This window comes from Streptomyces griseofuscus (assembly GCF_014673495.1).
Classification (GTDB): Bacteria; Actinomycetota; Actinomycetes; order Streptomycetales; family Streptomycetaceae; genus Streptomyces; species Streptomyces murinus.
Map to the genome: position 1 here is coordinate 7,028,683 of NZ_CP051006.1, position 14,593 is coordinate 7,043,275.

16 protein-coding genes are annotated in these 14,593 nt (G+C 72.4%); 7 read left to right on the forward strand and 9 right to left on the reverse strand.

Annotated elements, in window-relative coordinates:
- Positions 1-149: 149 nt before the first annotated feature.
- The 3 genes from HEP81_RS31990 to HEP81_RS32000 form a co-directional block, all read right to left on the reverse strand.
- Positions 150-674 (reverse strand): universal stress protein, encoded by a 525-nt coding sequence (locus HEP81_RS31990; RefSeq protein WP_037658128.1) that lies wholly within the window; start codon positions 672-674, stop codon positions 150-152.
- A gap of 147 nt (positions 675-821) precedes the next feature.
- Positions 822-1,028 (reverse strand): DUF5999 family protein, encoded by a 207-nt coding sequence (locus HEP81_RS31995; RefSeq protein WP_037658181.1) that lies wholly within the window; start codon positions 1,026-1,028, stop codon positions 822-824.
- Between the two features lie 278 nt (positions 1,029-1,306).
- Positions 1,307-1,894 carry a hypothetical protein gene (locus tag HEP81_RS32000; protein WP_037658126.1) on the reverse strand — a complete coding sequence of 196 codons (588 nt, stop codon included), beginning with the start codon at positions 1,892-1,894 and terminating at the stop codon, positions 1,307-1,309.
- 567 nt (positions 1,895-2,461) lie between these two features.
- Between HEP81_RS32000 and HEP81_RS32005 the strand changes: the two genes are divergently transcribed.
- Entirely contained in the window at positions 2,462-3,979 is a 1,518-nt protein-coding gene (locus HEP81_RS32005; RefSeq protein WP_037658124.1) for a glutamate-cysteine ligase family protein, read from the forward strand.
- 103 nt (positions 3,980-4,082) lie between these two features.
- A complete protein-coding gene (locus HEP81_RS32010; protein ID WP_051850310.1) occupies positions 4,083-4,910 on the forward strand; it encodes a CPBP family intramembrane glutamic endopeptidase in 828 nt (275 codons plus the stop codon).
- Positions 4,911-4,923: 13 nt separating this feature from the next.
- On the opposite strand, the gene HEP81_RS32015 is transcribed toward HEP81_RS32010, so the two are convergent.
- Both HEP81_RS32015 and gcvH read right to left on the reverse strand, forming a co-directional pair.
- Positions 4,924-5,751, reverse strand: a complete 828-nt coding sequence (locus tag HEP81_RS32015) for a PhzF family phenazine biosynthesis protein (protein WP_037658120.1) — start codon at positions 5,749-5,751, stop codon at positions 4,924-4,926.
- Positions 5,752-5,866: 115 nt separating this feature from the next.
- A complete protein-coding gene (gene gcvH, locus HEP81_RS32020; RefSeq protein WP_037658117.1) occupies positions 5,867-6,250 on the reverse strand; it encodes a glycine cleavage system protein GcvH in 384 nt (127 codons plus the stop codon).
- Between the two features lie 541 nt (positions 6,251-6,791).
- Between gcvH and HEP81_RS32025 the strand changes: the two genes are divergently transcribed.
- A complete protein-coding gene (locus tag HEP81_RS32025; RefSeq protein WP_078967493.1) occupies positions 6,792-7,439 on the forward strand; it encodes a PadR family transcriptional regulator in 648 nt (215 codons plus the stop codon).
- Positions 7,440-7,527: 88 nt separating this feature from the next.
- Here HEP81_RS32025 and HEP81_RS32030 read toward each other — a convergent pair whose 3' ends face one another.
- A complete protein-coding gene (locus HEP81_RS32030; RefSeq protein ID WP_037658113.1) occupies positions 7,528-7,956 on the reverse strand; it encodes a type II toxin-antitoxin system Rv0910 family toxin in 429 nt (142 codons plus the stop codon).
- A 114-nt stretch (positions 7,957-8,070) separates the two neighbouring features.
- Positions 8,071-8,265, reverse strand: coding sequence for a hypothetical protein (locus tag HEP81_RS32035; protein WP_037658112.1), 195 nt, complete (start codon positions 8,263-8,265; stop codon positions 8,071-8,073).
- 196 nt (positions 8,266-8,461) lie between these two features.
- Between HEP81_RS32035 and HEP81_RS32040 the strand changes: the two genes are divergently transcribed.
- From HEP81_RS32040 to HEP81_RS32050, 3 genes are all read left to right on the forward strand, one after another.
- Positions 8,462-9,040 carry a Clp protease N-terminal domain-containing protein gene (locus tag HEP81_RS32040; protein ID WP_037658111.1) on the forward strand — a complete coding sequence of 193 codons (579 nt, stop codon included), beginning with the start codon at positions 8,462-8,464 and terminating at the stop codon, positions 9,038-9,040.
- Between the two features lie 186 nt (positions 9,041-9,226).
- Positions 9,227-10,228, forward strand: a complete 1,002-nt coding sequence (locus HEP81_RS32045; RefSeq protein ID WP_037658109.1) for an EamA family transporter — start codon at positions 9,227-9,229, stop codon at positions 10,226-10,228.
- Positions 10,229-10,500: 272 nt separating this feature from the next.
- Entirely contained in the window at positions 10,501-11,469 is a 969-nt protein-coding gene (locus HEP81_RS32050; RefSeq protein WP_037658179.1) for a DMT family transporter, read from the forward strand.
- On the opposite strand, the gene HEP81_RS32055 is transcribed toward HEP81_RS32050, so the two are convergent.
- The gene (locus HEP81_RS32055; RefSeq protein WP_037658106.1) at positions 11,451-12,131 is read right to left on the reverse strand and encodes a pyridoxamine 5'-phosphate oxidase family protein; all 681 of its coding nucleotides are present in this window, start codon (positions 12,129-12,131) and stop codon (positions 11,451-11,453) included. The two genes, HEP81_RS32050 and HEP81_RS32055, sit on opposite strands and share 19 nt — an antisense overlap.
- Positions 12,132-12,193: 62 nt before the next feature.
- On the opposite strand from HEP81_RS32055, the gene HEP81_RS32060 reads away from it, so the two are divergent.
- Positions 12,194-13,525, forward strand: a complete 1,332-nt coding sequence (locus tag HEP81_RS32060; RefSeq protein WP_078967487.1) for an aminotransferase class I/II-fold pyridoxal phosphate-dependent enzyme — start codon at positions 12,194-12,196, stop codon at positions 13,523-13,525.
- An 84-nt stretch (positions 13,526-13,609) separates the two neighbouring features.
- On the opposite strand, the gene HEP81_RS32065 is transcribed toward HEP81_RS32060, so the two are convergent.
- Positions 13,610-14,554 carry a DMT family transporter gene (locus HEP81_RS32065; RefSeq protein WP_190276050.1) on the reverse strand — a complete coding sequence of 315 codons (945 nt, stop codon included), beginning with the start codon at positions 14,552-14,554 and terminating at the stop codon, positions 13,610-13,612.
- Positions 14,555-14,593 lie beyond the last annotated feature (39 nt).

Sequence of the window (14,593 nt, forward strand, 5' to 3'; positions counted from 1 at the left end):
TAGACAGTCGCGGGCGGAACGGCACAATGCCTTGACGGCGCTCTGATGGACGGGGCCGGATTCTTGACGGGTCCGGTACGGCCGCCCGCGTCATCCGGCGCTGCCTCGGCGGGGCCGGTTCAGGGGGCCTCTCACGCGGGCCGGGGCGCTCACAGGCCCCGGGTGTCCATGGGCAGATGCCAGGCGTTGCGCCGGTGGACCGCGAGCAGCTGGGACTCCAGCGGGGACGGCGGTACGGCGAGCACCGGGCAGTCGGCGTGGGCGAGGCAGTGCCGGCGGACCCGGCCGGAGAAGGCGCGTTGCAGGCCCCGTCGGCCCGCGCCCACGACCAGCAGATCGTCCTCGCGGTCCGCGATCGCCACCAGCGCCCGGCCGGCGGTGCCGCGCACGACGATGGCGTGGATCGGCACCCCGGGCCCCCGGTCGCCGAAGATCTCCTCCAGGACCGCGACCAGCCGGCCCCCGGCCAGCCGCTGCCACTCGTCGTCGGGCACGGCCGCGGCGGCCGAGCGGCGGGTGGCCGCATCTCCGCCGGGCGGTTCCCAGGCCAGCACCGGCCACAGCTCGGCCCCCAGCCGGCGGGCGAGCGCCCCGGCCCGCCGCAGCGCCGTGACGCTGCCCAGGGAGCCGCTCACCCCGACCACCACACGTCCGACCGCGTCGTAACCGGACATGACTCACCGTTCCTCACCGGTGTCCCGTGCCGTCTCCTTCCATCCCACTCCCGTGACGGGGACAGGGCCAGCCGGAGACACGTCGGGGCCGGTCGCGCACCGGAACGGGTGCGGCCGGCCCCTCGGGTCCTCGCGGCGCCGCCCCGGTCAGGCGGCGGTCATCACCTCGTCCGTGCCGAGCGGGCGGTGCGGGGCGATGACGCGGCCGTCGGGCAGCAGCTCACCGGTGTCCTCGAAGAACAGGACACCGTTGCACAGCAGGCTCCATCCCTGTTCCGGGTGGTGCGCCACGAGACGGGCGGACTCCCGGTCGGCGGACTCGGCTGACGGGCACGGTGGCTGGTGCTGGCACATGAATGGGATCTCTCGCTCCGTGGTGGTCATGGCGTCCCCCGTCATGCAGTCGTTCGGAACCCAGTCTTGCCCCACGGGCGTCGTTCCGCAGGGATTTCGAGGCACCGCTTCCCACAGGTTGAGGACGCGTCACCCGGGCGGACGGTTCAGCCCAACTACCCTTTCAATTCGGGTGGTTCGCCTGACCGAGGTGGACTAGTCCGTCCGGGGGCCCGGACGGAGGGACGTTCCGTCCGGGCCCCTGGGAGACGAGCCGCCGATCCGTCCGGCGCCCCGGGTCAGGCCGCCGGTGAGCCGAGCAGCGGGAGCCGGGTGGCCCGCAGCGTCAGCACCGGGAGCAGATCGGCGACCGGATGCGGCCGGTGCGCCGCGATGCCGGGCGGTGCAGGGGCGAGCGGGACCAGCAGATCGGTGGCGGCCGGGTGCCCCTCGGCGCCGTCGGCCGCGGTGTCGCCATGCAGCCACAGCGTGAGCATGTAGAGCCCGGGAACCGACAACAGTCTTGGCTGGTAAGGGTGTTGGAGTGTCTCCGCCTGCTTCAGGGCCAGCTCGGTGGAGGCGACGTACGGGCCCTCGAAGAAGTGCGAGAAGGCCCAGCCGTCGGGGGTGAGCATGGTCTCCGCCGCGGCCACCGCCCGGTCGCCGCAGCGGATCAGAAAGCGCCAGCCCGCCAGCCGGGTGGCGGACAGGCCCTGCGGCGTGATCCGGTCCAACACATGGACGGGCAAAGGGAGTTCGGGCGTCGATGGACCCTGCGCGGCACGCAGGGAGGGGGTGCGGGCCTCACGGACCGCGGTCGGCGAGCCCAGGGCGGTGAGGACGGAGCGCAGGGTGGGCGCGGGGGCAGGGGCAACGTGAAGCGGCATGGTGGGTCGCCTCTCATTCGACAGGCGCGGGGCGCGAGGGAGGTGGGGCGGACGGCGCTGTCTGCTCACGGAAGGCCGGAGAGGTGGGGGCCGGTCGGTGGAGAACGAGGGTGCGGCGCGCTCCGCCGCCCGTCAACCGGAGCGGCAGGAATGCGGCAGGACCAGGACCGAGGGCGCCACCCTCCCGCCTTGTGGGCAAAGTTTATACGACGTGTGTTCAAGCGGAGTTTCGTCTATCCCAATGCGGTGGTCCCGACAAGGCAGGAATAGGCCGCTGATTCGCGGGAATTATCCCGGTTTACGGGCGGTCACGCGGCGTTGGCCTCGCCATACGCTCCGCTCGCGGACGGCCGAAAGTCATCGGCGTTTTTCACGAGGCGTTCGGGGCACCCGAAGGTGCGCTCGCGACATGCCCCGTGAATGTGCCGCAGGGAACATGACGACAGCGTAGCGGGCGTCCGGGTGGCGCGGGACGTTATCGATCGCTTTCACTGGGCATTACTCCACCTGACCCGGGAGCCCCGGCGGCCGGAACGCCGGCCCGCCCATCCGAGGAGGGACGCTTAGATGGGGGAGAAGGTCGTGGCAGGGCAGTTCGACCTGTCCGATCGCCAGCGCTATCGCGAAAAGCTCCAGAAGTGCTTGACGGGGCTGGAGCGACTGCTGGTCGAGAAGCGATTCGACCGCCCCAGGAACCTCATGGGCGTCGAGATCGAATTGAATCTCGCCGGTCCGGACGGCATGCCGAAAATGTTGAACGGCCAAGTGCTCGAACGTATCGCGAGCCGTGACTTCCAAACGGAACTCGCGATGTTCAATCTGGAGGTGAACATAGCCCCGCACCGGCTCGGCGGCCGTGTCTTCGACCGCCTCGCCGAGGAGTTGCGGACCTCGCTCGCCTATGCCGACCGCAAGGCCGGTGAGGTCGACGCGGGCATCGTGATGACCGGCATCCTGCCCACGCTCGGCCGGGACGACCTGGTCTCCTCCAACCTCTCCGAGGTCGACCGCTACACCCTGCTCAACGACCAGATCGTGGCCGCGCGCGGGGAGGACTTCCGGCTCGACATCGAGGGCGTGGAGCATCTGGTCTGCACCGCCAAGTCCATCGTCCCGGAGGCCGCCTGCACCTCCGTGCAGCTGCACCTCCAGGTGACGCCGGGACGGTTCGCGGACGTGTGGAACGCGGCGCAGGCGGCGAGCGCGGCGCAGATCGCCGTGGGCGCGAACTCGCCGTTCCTGTTCGGCCGCGAGCTGTGGCGGGAGTCGCGACCGCCGCTGTTCCTCCAGTCCACCGACACCCGGCCGCCCGAACTCCAGGCGCAGGGCGTACGGCCGCGGACCTGGTTCGGCGAACGGTGGGTGTCCTCGGCGTACGAACTGTTCGAGGAGAACCTGCGCTACTTCCCGGCCCTGCTGCCGATCTGCGACGACGAGGAGCCACTGGAGGTGATCGCCGCCGGCGGCACCCCGAAGCTCGCCGAGATGGTGCTGCACAACGGCACGATCTACCGCTGGAACCGGCCGGTGTACGGCATCGCGGACGGCGTACCGCATCTGCGGGTGGAGAACCGGGTACTGCCGGCCGGCCCGACCATCACCGATGTCATCGCCAACGCGGCCTTCTACTACGGCCTGGTGCGCGCCCTCGCCGAGGAGTCCCGCCCGGTGTGGACCCGGCTGCCGTTCGACGCCGCGGAGGCCAACTTCGACGCGGCCTGCCGCTACGGCATCGACGCCCGCTTCGTCTGGCCCAGGCACGGGCGGTACGGCGGTACGGGCGAGGTCGACGCGGTCACCCTGGTCCGCGACGAACTGCTCCCGCTGGCCTCGGCGGGGCTGGACGCGTGGGGCGTCGAGGCGGCCGACCGCGATCTCTACCTCGGCGTCATCGAGGAGCGCTGCCGGCGCCGGGTCAACGGCGCCTCCTGGCAGGCCGCGACCTTCCATCGCGCCCTGGAGGGGGGACTGTCCCGGGAGGCCGCGCTGGCCGCGACGACACGGCGGTACGCCGAGCTGATGCATGTGGGGGAGCCGGTGCACATGTGGCCGGTGGGACTGCCGGAGCCGGTGCCGATGGGTTGAGCGGGAGGTTCATGGCGGGCGCGTGGGGAGCTGCGGTGCCGCGCGTCGGGGTCGGTGGCCCGGTGCGCGGTTCTCCCAGGTGCTTCTGCGATCCTTGCGGGCAATGCGGGAGTGGGCTCGTGAGGTGCGGGAGGCAGGGGTGAAGGTGGCGGTCGGGTTGGGGGACGGGCTGGAGCAGCGGACGCGGCGGATCCTGCGCGACGAGACGATCCTCGTGCTCGCGCTGTCGCTGGGCGCGAGCGGGGTCTCCGCGCTGATCAGTTTCATCGGCTCGGTGACCAAGCCGGGCGGCCTGAAGGACCAGGCCGCCACCCTCAACGCCTCGGCCGCGCCGGGCCGCCCCTGGCTCGACCTCGCCTGGCAGCTGTTCGGCATCGCGACCGCGCTGGTCCCCGTCGCCCTGGTCGCCCACTTCCTGCTCCGCGAGGGCAGGAGCCTGCGTACCCTCGGCTTCGACCGCACCCGGCCCTGGCCCGACCTCGGCCGGGGCGCGGCGGTCGCGGCGATGATCGGCAGCACCGGGATCGCCTTCTACCTGGCCGCGCGGGGCCTCGGCTTCAACCTCACGGTCGTCCCCGAGGCGCTGCCCGGTGTGTGGTGGAAGTTCCCGGTGCTGATCCTGTCCGCGGTGCAGAACGCGGTCCTCGAAGAGGTCATCGTCGTCGGCTATCTGCTGCGCAGGCTGGGCCAGTTGGGCTGGGCGCCGGGGACCGTGCTGGTGGCCAGCGCGGTCCTGCGCGGCTCGTACCACCTCTACCAGGGCATCGGGGGCTTCCTCGGCAACATGGTGATGGGCGTGGTGTTCGTCTGGCTCTACCGCCGCTGGGGCCGGGTCGGGCCGCTGGTCGTCGCCCACTCGCTGCTCGACATCGGCGCGTTCGTCGGTTACGCGCTGCTCGCGGGCAAGGTGGGCTGGCTGCCGACGGCCTGAGACGGTCGTCCGGTCACGCGTCCGGGCCGGCGTGCAGTTCGCCCTCGATGACGGTGACCGCGCGGCCGGTGAGCAGGGTGCGCTCGCCGCGCAGTCCGGTGCGCACCAGGCCGGTGCGGGGGGACGCCTGGAGGCCGGTGAGATCGGGGCGGCCGAGGCGGGCGGACCAGTGCGGGGCGAGCGCGGTGTGGGCGCTGCCGGTGACGGGGTCCTCGTCGATGCCGACGTTCGGGAAGAAGCAGCGGGAGAGGTAGTCGTAGCCTCCCGCGGGGTCGTCGGCGCGGGCGGTGGCGATGATGCCGCGCGCCGAGTAGGCGGCGAGCGCCTTGTGGTCCGGGGCGAGCCCGCGGACGGTCTTCTCGTCCGCCAACTCCACCAGCAGGTCACCGACGTTCGCCCCGGTGTCGAAGGCGGCGACCGGTTCGGCGCCCAGCGCCTCGGCGACGCCGTCCGGCACGGCGACGGAGGTGAGCGGCGCGGTGGGGAAGTCGAGGGTGATCGCGCCGTCCGCGGCGGGTGTGGCGACGAGCACCCCGCTGCGGGTGGCGAACCGCACGGGGCCCTCGTGCGTCCCGGTCGTGTGCAGCACATGTGCCGTGGCCAGCGTGGCGTGCCCGCACATCGCCACCTCGGTGACGGGTGTGAACCAGCGCAGCGCCCAGTCGGCGTCGCCGCCCGCGGGCAGCCGGTGGGCGAAGGCCGTCTCGGCGTGATTGACCTCCACGGCGACGTCCTGTAGCCAGCCGTCGCCCGGGAAGCCGTCGCCGTCCAGGAGCAGCACACCGGCGGGGTTGCCCGCGAAGGGCCGGTCGGTGAAGGCGTCCACGATTCGAATCCGCATTCCCCGAAGCTAGCGGCTGCGCAAGCCCCTGGACCAAGGCCAATTCGGGAGTACTGGCCCGCTTCACGCACTCGGTGGCCACCGGAGTGCGAGCGGCGGGGCGGGCGCGACGCGGTCAGTCGCCGACGGCCGCCTGGTAGCCGGCGGCGTCGAGGAGCTTGTCCAGCTCGGACCTGTTCGACGGCTTGAGCTTGAAGATCCAGGCGTCGTACGGATCCTCGTTGAGGAGTTCCGGGCTGTCGGCCAGTTCCTCGTTCACCGCGATCACCTCGCCGCCGACCGGCGCGTAGATGTCCGACGCGGCCTTCACCGACTCGACGACACCGGCGGGGTCGCCGGCCGCGAAGACCTTGCCGACCTCCGGCAGCTCCACGAACACCACATCGCCGAGCGCGTGCTGGGCATGATCGCTGAGCCCGGCCGTCACCGTGCCGTCCGCCTCCGGCCGGGCCCATTCGTGGGACTCGGCGTACCGCAGATCAGCGGGGATGAATGACATGCTCACTCCCTGGAAGTCCCTTTTGTTCGGCGGACTCAGCATGCCTGATGCGGGGAGGGTTCGAGCGCATTTGGGCCTGTCTCACGTGATGCGATGCGGTCCGACCTCGCTGTGGCAGGCCAGAGGGCGGGGCTGATGGCGTGCGAAGGGGGCGGCGCCTGGGACGCTCATCGCGGAGCCATGCCGCGACGTGCTCGGGTCGGCGGCGGTGCGCGGTGACGTGCCCGGGCCCGCAGTCCACATCCGCCACCGGTCCACCGCCGGCGGCGCGCACCAGGTCGGCGAACAGCGCCAGAGCCGCCCGAAGGTACGGCGCCCCGGCCAGAACCCCGTGCAGTTGATCGGCATAGCTGACCGCCACCGTGTCGTCAGAGGTCCGGGTGTCTGCCAACCAGTGGCCCGCGTTCATGGCCCGCAGGGTAGTGGAGGGCGATGTCCCGGAGGGGCTTGGCAGGGCGATCGGTTCCGATATATCGTTGAGGCATCGCGAACGATACGCGATGCAGACGCAATAGATCAGTGACGGAATGGAGTGATCACCATGCGTGGACATGGGTTCGAGCGGCACGAGGGTCGCGGTCGGCACGGTGGGGGCATGGGCGGGTTCGAGGTGCGGCGGGCCGCGTTCGGGCCGTTCGGGCCCGGTGGGCCGGGAGGTCCGGGCGGGCCGGGGTTCGGACCTGGTGGGCCCGGCTTCGGTCCGGGGTTCGGGCCCTGGGGGCATCGGGGGCGGGGTGGCCCCAGGGGGCGGGCGCGGCGCGGTGATGTGCGGGCGTCGATCCTGGCTCTGCTGAAGGAACGGCCCATGCACGGCTACGAGATGATCCAGGAGATCGCCGAACGCAGCGGCGGCGCCTGGAAGCCCAGCCCCGGCTCGGTCTACCCGACCCTCCAGATGCTGGAGGACGAGGGCCTGATCGTCAGCGAGAGCGAGGGCGGCAAGAAGCTGTTCTCCCTCACCGACAGCGGCCGCGGGGTCGCCGAGGAGGGGCCTCAGGCGCCCTGGGAGGAGGCCTCGCGCGGGGTCGACTGGGAGGCGCTGGGCGAGATCCGGCAGGCCGGCATGGGGCTGATGGAAGCCTTCGGGCAGGTCTGGAAGACCGGCACCAAGGAGCAGCGCGAGAAGGCGCTGGCCGTCGTCAACGAGGCCCGCAAGAAGCTGTACCTCATCCTCGCCGACGAGGACTGAGCCCGCCGTCGGGTGCAGTGAGCGGCAGGCGGGATCCGGGTGCCCCGCGGAGCGATTACGCGGGGCACCTTCCGCGTTCCCGCCCGCCTCAGCCGACCAGCCCGTCCAGCTTGCGCAGCGACTCGGTCAGGGCCGTCGTCGCCGAGTCCTTGAGCCGGGCCGCCATCAGCGACACCGCGGCGCCGGTGAACTCGCCGTCGATGCGCAGCGTCGTGGCGTTTCCGTCCGGGGTGAGCGTATAGCGGGTGGTGACGGTGACCGCCATGGGGCCTTTGCCGCGGATCGCGAACACCCGGGCCGGTTCCAGCTCCTCGATGGTCCAGTCGACCTCGGCCGGGAACCCCATCAGCTTCATGTTCTCCCGGAACGTGCCCCCTACGGCGAGCGATTCCGGGCCGCCGGCGGGGAAGCCGGTGTGAGTGGCGTTCCATTCCCCGTACGACGACCAGTCGGTGAGCTGCGCCCACACCTTGTCGGCCGGCGCCTCGATGCGTGCCTCCGCGCTGACTTCGGCCATGCGACCACCCCTTCGGTTCGGGCGAATCCGGCTACGGTGTCGCGGAACGTAGCCGCAGGGCGGTGAACATTCAATACTGATGAACCGTCAGGACGAGCGAAGGTGCGGGCGGCATCAGCCGATGTGCCGGATCACCGCCGTGTCGAACAGGTCCCACGCGCGCGGCAGAGCGCTCTCGTCATGGCAGTGCCACGCCTCCCAGAACAGGTCGGCGGGCAGCGCGTCCCGGGGTGCGTAGACCCGGTACACGTACTCCTTGCCGTCGATCGCCGGCAGTGCGACGAGCCAGCACCCGCGCCTGCCCTCCATGTCCTGAGTGACGTTCGTCGACCTACGACGGTTGCCCGGCCGGTGGTGTGCAAACCGGCGCGCGCCCCCAGGGCGGATCGGCCGAAATCTCCTCCCCAAGGATGAGATCGCCGATGGCGATGTCCACTCTGCGTGGGACGCCCAAATGGTTCCGCTCGGGGATGACTCGGTCTGCCGTGGCTGATGGGGTGGGGTTGTGCAATCCCGTACCGCCCGTCCGACCGCCCCCGACTTCCCGGAGGCGCACCCGCACCAGGACGCCGCGGGGCTCGGCGTCGAGCTCGCGACGGTGGTCGCCGGTGCCCGCCGCCGGGCCGTGCGGGACGGCGACCGGCAGGTCGACACCGCCCATCTGCTGCACTCGCTCCTCGAACAGGACCCCGAGGTGCGCTCCGTCGTCGGCGGTCCGCCCCAACTCGCCCGGCTTCTCGGCTATCTGGTGCAGCGCAGCATCGGCTACGGCCTGCGCTGGCAGGGCAGTGTGGAGGACTCGGGCGCGATCGCCGTCGTACCCCGTCCCGCCACGGGCGACGCGGGCGACTGGTCCCCGGCGGCGGCCGATGCCCTGCGTCAGGCCCGGGAGCGGGCCCGGCGGCGTGGCGGGCACGCGGCCGACGCGCCCGATCTGTTCGCCGCGCTCGTCGCCGACCCGGACTCCCGGGCCGTCGAGGTGCTCGAACGCGCGGGGATCGACGCGCGCGAGCTGTCCGACCGGATCTCCACGCTGATCGCCGACCGGAGCGCCGAGCGGAGTGCCGCCCGGGGCGCCGAGTAGAGCGAGGCCAGGGCCGGAGCGTTCGGGGCGGCCGATTCCGGAGGGGCCGGGGTGGCCGGTTCCGGGGAGTTCGTGGAGGGCGCGGCCTTCTGAGGCCGCGTCGAACCCAAACAAATCCCCTCTCGGCGTCCATCTCCTGAGACAGGTGTCAACGGGGATGACGCTCCTGTCGTCGCCTGTCATCATGTGCCGGTGCGTACCTCTGAGAGCAGTGAGAGCGGCGGCAGAGGCGTCGGGCTGGGTCTCGCGCTCGTCTCCGCGCTGGCCTTCGGCGGGTCCGGGGTGGCCGCCAAACCGCTGATCGAATCGGGCCTCGACCCGCTGCACGTGGTGTGGCTGCGGGTGACCGGCGCCGCCCTGGTCATGCTGCCGCTCGCCTGGCGCCATCGCGCCCTGCCCCGCCGCCGTCCCGCGCTGCTCCTCGGGTTCGGACTGTTCGCCGTCGCCGGTGTCCAGGCCTGTTACTTCGCCGCCCTCTCCCGCATACCCGTGGGCGTGGCGCTGCTCGTCGAGTACCTGGCGCCCGCCCTGGTGCTCGGCTGGGTGCGGTTCGTGCAGCGGCGGCCCGTCACCCGTGCCGCCGCGCTCGGTGTCGTCCTCGCGGCCGGCGGGCTGGCCTGTGTGGTGGAGGTCTGGTCGGGACTGAGCTTCGACGCGCTGGGCCTGGCGTTCGCGCTCGCCGCCGCCTGCTGCCAGGTCGGCTACTTCATCCTGTCCGACCAGGGCAGCGACGCGGGCACCGAGGCACCGGACCCGCTGGGTGTCATCGCCTACGGCCTGATCGTGGGCGCCCTCGTGCTCACCGCGGTCGCCCGCCCCTGGGAGATCCACTGGGCCGCGCTCACCGGCTCGGCGCGGATGAACGGCACCGCCGTACCCGCCCTCGCCCTCCTCGTCTGGATCGTGCTCGTCGCCACAGTGGTCGCCTATGTCACCGGTGTGCTGTCGGTACGACGCCTGTCCCCGCAGGTCGCCGGAGTCGTGGCCTGTCTGGAGGCGGTGATCGCGACGGTGCTGGCCTGGGTGCTGCTCGGCGAGCACCTGTCCGCTCCGCAGGTCCTCGGCGGAATCGTCGTCCTGGTCGGCGCGTTCATCGCCCAGTCCGCCGCGCCCGCCAAGGGATCCCTGGAACCGGTGGCCGCCGGCGGCCCGGAAAGGGCGTTGTCCGAGCAGCGCACCTCCGCCTAAAGTGCTGGTCATGCCGTCCACGCTCGTACTTCCGCCGCCCGCCGCCTGAGGCGGGCCTCCGGAACACCCGCCCGGCGCGATCAGCGCCGGGCCGGACGGTGCTGCCCGCAGACGAAGTCCGCGCGACCCGATCGATCGGGCCGCCCTCGAACTTCCGCGCCTCTTGGGCGCGTTTCTGCGGAGAAACCTCCTTGCCGAACCAGAACCAGAACCCGAGTTCCAACTCCGACTCGAACTCGACCTCAAACGCGAATCCGAAGTCTTCCACCGGTCTGCCCGTAGGGCGCGGCCTGCTCTATCTGATCGTCACCGGTGCCGCCTGGGGTACCGCCGGAGCCGCCGCCTCCCTGGTCTACCGGACCAGTGACATGGGTGCCTTCGGCCTCTCCTTCTGGCGCTGCGCGCTGGGGCTCCTGCTGCTGCTCGCCGGCCGCGGTCTGCGCCCGCGGCCCCGCCGGGGCGCGGCCGAACCGACGGCGCGCCGGGTGCTGAAGGCCGTCGCCACCGGGCTCGGTCTCGCGGTGTTCCAGACCGCCTACTTCGCGGCCGTCGCGGCCACCGGACTGGCCGTGGCCACCGTCGTCACCCTCGGCGCGGGCCCCGTGCTCATCGCGCTCGGCGCCCGGCTGCTACTCGGTGAACGGCTCGGCGCGGGCGGTGTCCTGTCCGTCGCCGGGGCCCTCGCCGGACTCGCCGTGCTGACCTTCGGCGACTCGGCCGCGGCCGTCCGCCCCGCGGGCGTGCTGCTCGCGCTGCTGTCGGCCGCGGGCTACGGCGCCATGACCCTGCTGACCCGCTGGTGGGGCCGGGACGGCGGTGCCGACGCCGCCGAGACCACCGTATGGGCCTTCGCGGTGACCACCCTGTGCCTGCTGCCGTTCGCGCTGCACGAGGGGCTGCTTCCGCACACCGGCCACCCGGCCCGGCTGCTGTGGCTCCTGTGCTACATCGCCGCCGTGCCCACGGCGCTCGCGTACGCCCTGTACTTCGCGGGCGCCGCCGTCGTACGGTCCGCCACCGTCTCCGTGATCATGCTGCTCGAACCGGTGACCGCGGCCGTGCTCGCCGTGCTGCTGCTCGGCGAGCGGCTCACGGTCACCACCGTGGCCGGCACCCTGCTGATGCTCACGGCGGTCGCGGGCCTGACCGTGAGCGAGACCGCGCTACGCAGGGGCGGCCGTCCGGCGGGGCCCGGTGACAACCCGGCCGCGCCGAAGGAGAGTCACTCCCCGGCGAGGTAGTCCGGCAGCTCGATCCCGGACGCCAGGTCGGCGTTCGGGATCGGGGCGTCGTACCCCTTGCGGAGCGGGACGACACCGGCCCAGTGGGGGAGGGCGAGGTCCTCGGGCTCGTCATTGGCGTCGCCGGTGCGGATCTTCGCGGAGACCTCGTCCAGATCCAGGCGGATCACCGCGGTGGCGGCCAGCTCCTTCTTGTTCGCGGGCCGGGAGTCGGCGGCGCGGCCCGCCACCACATGGTCCACCAGGGCGTCCAGCGCGCGCCGCCGCTCCTCGGGGTCGGTGACCTGGTGCGCGATGCCGTGCACCACCACCGAGCGGTAGTTGATCGAGTGGTTGAAGGCGGATCGGGCCAGCACCAGACCGTCCACATGGGTCACGGTCAGACACACCTCAAGACCCGGGTCGGCGGCACCGGTCATCCGCAGCGGGCGCGAACCCGTCGAGCCGTGGATGTAGAGCCGCTCGCCCACCCGGCCGTACAGCGTGGGCAGCACCACGGGGGCGCCGTCGCGGACGAAGCCCAGATGGCAGACGTACCCCTCGTCCAATATCGCGTGCACCACCTTCCTGTCGTACGACGCCCGTTCCGCGTCGCGCGTGGGCATGGTGCGGTCGGTCGGGGTGTAGGCGGCGGGCTGGGCTTCCGCGGTCGTGTCCGGCATGACGGTCCCTCCAAGGCGAAGCCGACAGGCGATCGCTTTTGTACTAGTGCATAATTGATTTTGTGCTAGGAGAGTATCGGATCGAGGGCCGCGGCGCAGCTGAGATCGCGGCCGATGTCGAACGCGCGGTGGGTAGCGGGGAGCTGCGGCCGGGCCAAGCGCTGCCGCCCATGCGGGAGTTGGCCGCGCGGCTGGGGGTGAATCCGAACACGGTCGCGGCCGCGTATCGCACGCTGCGTGAGCGCGGGGTGATCGAGACCGCCGGGCGGCGCGGCAGCCGGGTGCGGCCCAAGCCGGTCACCACCGGACGCGCTCAGCTGCGGGTGGAGGTGCCGCCGGGCGCCCGCGATCTGTCCACCGGCAATCCGGATCCGGAGCTGCTGCCCCGGCTCGCCCCGGCGCTCGCGGTCGCGGCCGAGGCGGGGGACCGGCGGGCCGTCCTGTACGGCGACGACCCGGTCGACCCCGGTCTGCTCCGCGTCGCCCGCGCCGAACTCGCCGCCGACGGTGTCCCCGCGGGGCCCCTCACCGTCACCTCGGGCTCCCTCGACGCCATCGAGCGCGTCCTCGCCGCCCATCTCAGGCCCGGTGACGCGGTCGCCGTCGAGGATCCCGGCTGGGGCAGCGCCCTCGATCTGATGCCGGCGCTGGGTCTGCGCACGGTCCCGGTCGGTGTGGACGACGACGGGCCGCTGCCCGAGGAGCTGGCCCGCGCCCTGGCCGACGGGGCCCGGGCGGTGCTCGTCACCGCCCGCGCCCAGAACCCGACCGGCGCCGCCGTGACCGCCGCCCGCGCCCGTGCCCTGCGCGCGGTGCTGAGCGCGCATCCGAACACCCTGCTGATCGAGGACGACCACGGCCACGGCATCGTGGACCTGCCCCCGCATCCCCTCGCGGGCGCCACCCGGCACTGGGCCTTCGCGCGTTCCGCTGCCAAGACCTACGGCCCCGATCTGCGCCTCGCCGTCCTCGCGGGCGACCCGGTGACCGTCGACCGGGTCCGCGGCCGGCTGCGCCTCGGCCCCGGCTGGGTGAGCCTGCTGCTCCAGCGCGCGTTGGCGCATCTGTGGAGCGGGGGAGCGGTGGACCGCACGGCGGTGGCGGAGTCGTACCGCGCCCGGCGGCAGCCCTTGATCGACGCCCTGGCCGCCCGGGGCATCGAGGCCCGGGGCCGTACCGGCATGAACCTCTGGATCCCGGTCCCCGACGAGACCACCGCCGTCGCCCGGCTGCTCCAGTCCGGCTGGGTCGTCGCCCCGGGCGCCCGCTTCCGCCTGACCAGCCCCCCGGCCGTCCGGGTCACGGTGTCCCCGCTGACCCCGGCGGACATCGAACCCCTCGCGGAGGCGATCGAGGCGGCGGTACGGCCGTCGCCGTCACGGGTCTACGGGTAGCGGCAGGTCATGCAGGGGGAGGAGGAACTGCGCGAGAACCGCGTACCGACGGCACTCGCGCACGGACCGTCCACCTCCCGCCCCTCAGGCGCTCTTCCTGCCCCGCACCTGCGTGAGCGCCGCCCCCGCGAGCACGATCGCCGCGCCCACCGGGGTGTTCCAGTGCAGCGACTCCCCGAGGATCGCGACGCCCGCCGCGGTCGCGATCACCGGGATGAAATAGGTGACCATCTGCGCGGTCGTGGGCCCGACTTCGGCGACCAGGCCGTACTGGAGGAGCACCGCGAGCCCCGTCCCGAGCGCGCCCAGCGCGGCGACGGCCAGCAGCGGCACCAGGGCGAAGTGCTTCGGCATGCCGGTGAACAGCGGCGTCACGAAGGCCAGTTGCACCGTGGCCACCAGCAACTGGCCGCCGGTCATCGACAGATGGGAGTTGCCCGTGCCCGCCAGCGTCCGCCGGACGTAGATCCAGCCCACCGGGTAGCTCAGCGAGGCGAGCAGGGCCATCGCCGTGCCGGTGGCGTCGAGGCCGTGGAAGCCCTGCCAGGCGCCGAGCACCGTCAGCACCCCGAGGAAGCCGAGCCCCAGCCCGGCCACCCGCACCCGGGTCGGCCGGTCCTCGGAGAGCGCGACCACCGACAGCGCCATGCCCCACAGCGGCGAGGTGGCGTTGCAGATACCGGCCAGCGTGGACGGGATGGTCAGCTCGGAGTAGGCGAAGAGGGAGAACGGCAGGGCGTTCAGGAAGAACGCGGCGACCGCCATGTGCGCCCACAGCCGGTCCCCGCGCGGCAGCCGCTCCCGCTTGACGGCCATCGCCGCCACCAGCACCGCCGTACCGAAGACCAGTCGGCCGAGGGTGACCTGGAACGGTGCGTATCCGCTCGTGCCCACCTTGATCAGCAGAAAGCTGAAGCCCCAGATCAGGGACAGGGCGCCGAAGCGCAGCCGCCAGTCGAGGCGGGGGCGGGGAGGTGCCTGGTCCGGGGTGGCGGGGGACTGCGTTCGGGATGCGGTGACCGTGCTCATGATGACAACAATGCGGGACCAAACTTCGTAGCACAATCG

Excerpts from the sequence above, each read along its gene's own strand:
- HEP81_RS32025 (WP_078967493.1), top strand. The coding sequence starts at position 6,792 with ATGCGTGGACATGGGTTCGAGCGGCACGAGGGTCGCGGTCGGCACGGT.
- HEP81_RS31995 (WP_037658181.1), bottom strand. The coding sequence starts at position 1,028 with ATGTGCCAGCACCAGCCACCGTGCCCGTCAGCCGAGTCCGCCGACCGG.
- HEP81_RS32035 (WP_037658112.1), bottom strand. The coding sequence starts at position 8,265 with ATGGAGGGCAGGCGCGGGTGCTGGCTCGTCGCACTGCCGGCGATCGAC.
- gcvH (WP_037658117.1), bottom strand. The coding sequence starts at position 6,250 with ATGTCATTCATCCCCGCTGATCTGCGGTACGCCGAGTCCCACGAATGG.
- HEP81_RS32030 (WP_037658113.1), bottom strand. The coding sequence starts at position 7,956 with ATGGCCGAAGTCAGCGCGGAGGCACGCATCGAGGCGCCGGCCGACAAG.
- HEP81_RS32015 (WP_037658120.1), bottom strand. The coding sequence starts at position 5,751 with ATGCGGATTCGAATCGTGGACGCCTTCACCGACCGGCCCTTCGCGGGC.
- HEP81_RS31990 (WP_037658128.1), bottom strand. The coding sequence starts at position 674 with ATGTCCGGTTACGACGCGGTCGGACGTGTGGTGGTCGGGGTGAGCGGC.
- HEP81_RS32005 (WP_037658124.1), top strand. The coding sequence starts at position 2,462 with ATGGGGGAGAAGGTCGTGGCAGGGCAGTTCGACCTGTCCGATCGCCAG.
- HEP81_RS32055 (WP_037658106.1), bottom strand. The coding sequence starts at position 12,131 with ATGCCGGACACGACCGCGGAAGCCCAGCCCGCCGCCTACACCCCGACC.
- HEP81_RS32000 (WP_037658126.1), bottom strand. The coding sequence starts at position 1,894 with ATGCCGCTTCACGTTGCCCCTGCCCCCGCGCCCACCCTGCGCTCCGTC.
- HEP81_RS32065 (WP_190276050.1), bottom strand. The coding sequence starts at position 14,554 with ATGAGCACGGTCACCGCATCCCGAACGCAGTCCCCCGCCACCCCGGAC.
- HEP81_RS32010 (WP_051850310.1), top strand. The coding sequence starts at position 4,083 with ATGCGGGAGTGGGCTCGTGAGGTGCGGGAGGCAGGGGTGAAGGTGGCG.